This is a genomic window from Kitasatospora sp. NPDC057542 (assembly GCF_042801945.1).
In the GTDB taxonomy this organism is placed as follows: domain Bacteria; phylum Actinomycetota; class Actinomycetes; order Streptomycetales; family Streptomycetaceae; genus Kitasatospora.
The window spans coordinates 1-3,464 of record NZ_JBHVFE010000674.1 but is presented as its reverse complement, the minus strand read 5'-3'; the positions used below and the strand labels follow the sequence as shown (position 1 = coordinate 3,464).

At 69.5% G+C, this 3,464-nt stretch carries 3 protein-coding genes and 1 rRNA gene; 2 read left to right on the top strand and 2 right to left on the bottom strand.

From position 1 onward, the window contains the following. Positions 1-103: ribosomal RNA gene (gene rrf / locus ACFU7Y_RS41880) — 5S ribosomal RNA — on the top strand; the annotation flags it as partial. Between the two features lie 151 nt (positions 104-254). Here rrf and ACFU7Y_RS41875 read toward each other — a convergent pair. Together ACFU7Y_RS41875 and ACFU7Y_RS41870 are read right to left on the bottom strand one after the other, a co-directional pair. Beyond that, positions 255-1,049 (bottom strand): anti-sigma factor family protein, encoded by a 795-nt coding sequence (locus ACFU7Y_RS41875; RefSeq protein ID WP_380771662.1) that lies wholly within the window; start codon positions 1,047-1,049, stop codon positions 255-257. Positions 1,050-1,074: 25 nt separating this feature from the next. Beyond that, positions 1,075-1,677 (bottom strand): sigma-70 family RNA polymerase sigma factor, encoded by a 603-nt coding sequence (locus tag ACFU7Y_RS41870; RefSeq protein WP_224280317.1) that lies wholly within the window; start codon positions 1,675-1,677, stop codon positions 1,075-1,077. 440 nt (positions 1,678-2,117) lie between these two features. Between ACFU7Y_RS41870 and ACFU7Y_RS41865 the strand changes: the two genes are divergently transcribed. Then, positions 2,118-3,401: a vanadium-dependent haloperoxidase gene (locus tag ACFU7Y_RS41865; RefSeq protein ID WP_224280315.1), complete on the top strand. Its 1,284-nt coding sequence runs from the start codon at positions 2,118-2,120 to the stop codon at positions 3,399-3,401. Positions 3,402-3,464: the final 63 nt, after the last annotated feature.

The window sequence follows — 3,464 nt, the reverse complement described above, 5'->3', positions numbered from 1 at the left end:
CGTGAGGGAAACGCCCGGTTACATTCCGAACCCGGAAGCTAAGCCTTACAGCGCCGATGGTACTGCAGGGGGGACCCTGTGGGAGAGTAGGACGCTGCCGAACAATTCTTCAGAAAGAACCCCCATCCGGGTCCCGGATGGGGGTTCTTCGCGTTTACCGGTCGGTTGTGGAGTCGAGCATGAGTCTCTATTCCACCGCTACATCACCCGATTACGGGACAGGCCTGCCATGAGGTGCCGACCGGGTCGGAGCGTCACGCCGGGACGGTGAGCAGCCTCTGGCCGTTGCCGGCGTAGATGTCGAAGTGACTGATCATTCCTGGGGACATGGGCACGGTCCCGGAAATCTTGGCGCCGCCTGGGTACTCGCCGGCCTGCCAGGTGGCGGCGGTCGCTGTGGTGCCCGTGATCCCGACCGCTTGCAGGCTGCATGTGACCCCGGCGGGCGCTCCCTTCGCCGAGACCTGCAGGGCGCTGCCCCAGGCAGCGGGCGAGACCTCAACCGAGGCGGACACGCCGGTGGTGGGGTCGGTTCCGGAGAAAGTGCGGACCGGGGCCGGTGACGTCGGTGCGGGCTGTGCCACCTGGCTGCTCGTGGACGCGACGGTAGCCAGCCACGTACCGCCCGACGCTGCCGCAGCGATGAGCGTCGCGGCGGCTGCGACCCCGACCAGTTGCCTCCGCACGGCGGTGCGACGTCGGAACGCGGCCTGCTGGAGCAGCCGGTCGAGCCGGCTCGGCTCGGTTCGCTGCGGTACGCCCGGCACGGCAGCGGCCGCAGGCTCCGGCTGCGCTCGCTCGCGTGCGGCGGCCCGCTGTACCAACCGGTCGGCCAGTTCCTCGCTGGGCGCGGGCAGTGCCTCGCCTGCGGCCTCGGCCTCGCTGACCCTCGCGAGTAGCGAGGGCAGTCCCGCCAGTTCGGCATGCTCGGCCTGGCACTCGGCGCATTCTGTGAGGTGGGCGCGGACCTGTTCCGTCTCTGCCGGGGACAGCGTTCCCAGCACGTATCCGCCCAGGGACCACCGGATGGCGTCATGGTCGCCGTTCATGGTCCGCACCTCCTCCACGACGCTGTCACGGCTCGATGCCTCGTTCCTGCAGCGCCAGCCGCAGCGCCTTCAAGGCGTAGTACGTGCGCGACTTCACGGTGCCCACCGGAATGCCGAGCACCTCCGCGGCCTCGACCATCGTCCGGCCTCTGTAGTACGTCTCCAGAAGCACGGCCCGGTGTTCCGGGGAGAGGGTCCGGATGGCCTCGGCCACCGCCCAGCTTTGCAGCGTCTGCTCGATTTCGTCCTCTCCGGGCGTCCGTTCCGCGTGCCGTTCCAGCGCCTCCCCGTCGACCTCGGTCGGTCTGGCCCGGCGGGCCCGCTGGGCGTCGATGACCAGGTTCCGGGCGACCGTGCACAGCCACGCCCGGGCCGGTCCGCGCTCGGGGTCGAACGCCGCCGGGTGCTGCCAGGCCCGCAGCAGTGTTTCCTGCACGACATCCTCGGCCCATTGCCAGTCTCCTGAGGTCAGTCGCAGGACGAAGTGAAGCAGCGGCCCGGCGTGCTCCGCGTACAGCGTGCGGAGTAGTTCCTCGTCCGCGCGGGAGATGGTCCCCGTACCAGAGACACGGTTCCCGGAGCGATCCGGCTCACTCGATGGACCGCGATTCCGAAGACTCCACGGCATAAATCGATCATCGCATATGCCGCTAATCCATGAAATCTCGCAAAAGGTGCTTACGCACCGAACCGTACGGCCCTCCGCACCCGTGGAACCTGACGAACGCCGATCCTCGGAATCCCCTCCTTCCCCCCATCCCGCAAGGAGTGAGCCGAGATGACCGGGATGGTTCCACCGCCCCTCGGGGTACGTTCCTCCGTCACGAACAGCGACTGCGCCGTCGCAACCGGCGCTGCCCGCGGGCAGCTACCGGCGAACACACCAAGCGAATGACCGGCCCACACCCGCGTCCACCGCGGGCTGACAAGCAAAGAGCACACACCCACACCCATGTACCTGTACTCCCTGGTCCGGGTCCGCAGCGGCCCACGTGATGCACCCGAGTGGTCCAAGCGTTACGGCCACCTGTTGCCACGGCCCGCCACCAGCGAGAAGGAGCCACCGAAATGTGTGGAAAGCAGAAGACACTCGCCGTCCTGACCGGGACCGTGCTGGCGGCCGGACTCACCAGCCCGGCCTTCGGTTCCACCACCATCGACGCCCTGTCACCGACCACGAGCACCGCCGCCAACGCGTCCGGGACGTCGGTCGTGGCATGGAACCGCGCGCTCATCACCATCCTGGGCGACCCGAAAGCCCAACCACCCACCGTCCAGCCCACGCGCAGCTTCGCGCTCCTCCAGGCCGCCGAGTACGACGCGGTGGTGTCGATCACCCGGGCGGACCCCCCGTACGTGTTCTCGGTGTCGGCACCTCAGGGCGCACGTGCGGACGTCGCAGCGGACCAGGCGGCGCACGATGTGCTGGTCGCCCTGTACCCCACCAAGCGGGCAGGCACGGACCGGCAGCTGAGCAGCCAGTTGTCCGCGATCGCCGACGGCGCGGGTAAGCAGGCGGGCATCGGCGTGGGAGCAGCGGTCGCGCGCCAACTGATCAGTCTGCGCTCCGATGACGGGTCCTCGACCAAGTCGCCGCAGTTCACTCCCGGCGGCCTGCCCGGCGACTACCGGCGCACGCCGCCCGACTTCCCCACGCCGGCTTTCACCAACTGGGGCTCGGTCAAGCCGTTCGTTCTGACGAGCGGAAGCCAGTTCCGCCCGGCAGCGCCGCCGGCCGTGGGCTCCGCCGAGTACGCCGCCGCCTTGAACGAGGTCAAGGGCCTGGGGAGCAAGACCAGTACCACCCGCACTCCCGATCAGACCGCGGCCGCGAGGTTCTGGGCGGCGGCGCCCGTCTGGAACGTGTGGAACCAGGTCGCGCAGGGTCTTGTCACCTCCGAGAACGCGAGCCTGGAACAGGCGGTGAAGGTCTTCGCCCGGCTCGACCTGTCCCTCGCCGACACCGCGATCGCGATGTACGACGCCAAGTACGCCTACCACGTGTGGCGGCCCGTGACCGCGATCCGGCTCGGCGACTCGCACGACAACCCGGGCATCGTGGGCGATCCCGGCTGGACCCCGCTGCTGCCGACCGCCCCGGACCCGTCCTACCCCGGCGCTCACGGCGCTCTCAGCCAGGCGGCGGCGACGACGCTCGCCGGACTCTACGGTGCGCAGCACCGGTTCACGGTGACCTCGAAGGGCGTCACCCGAGCCTTCGACGGCTTCCAGGACGCCGCCACCGAAGCCTGGCTCAGCAGGGTCTGGTCCGGTCAGCACACCTCCATCGACAACCGGGCCGGCCAGCAACTCGGCACGCAGGTGGCCGAGTTCGTGGCGCACGACCTCTGACCGTCCGCGCGGTGCCAGGGCGCCGGGACCAGGAGCCGGCTGCACCCGACACGTCGGGTGCAG

What these genes read in the sequence shown, in the direction of transcription:
- ACFU7Y_RS41875 (WP_380771662.1), bottom strand. Translation starts at nt 1,049, where the DNA reads ATGAACGGCGACCATGACGCCATCCGGTGGTCCCTGGGCGGATACGTG.
- ACFU7Y_RS41870 (WP_224280317.1), bottom strand. Translation starts at nt 1,677, where the DNA reads ATGCCGTGGAGTCTTCGGAATCGCGGTCCATCGAGTGAGCCGGATCGC.
- ACFU7Y_RS41865 (WP_224280315.1), top strand. Translation starts at nt 2,118, where the DNA reads ATGTGTGGAAAGCAGAAGACACTCGCCGTCCTGACCGGGACCGTGCTG.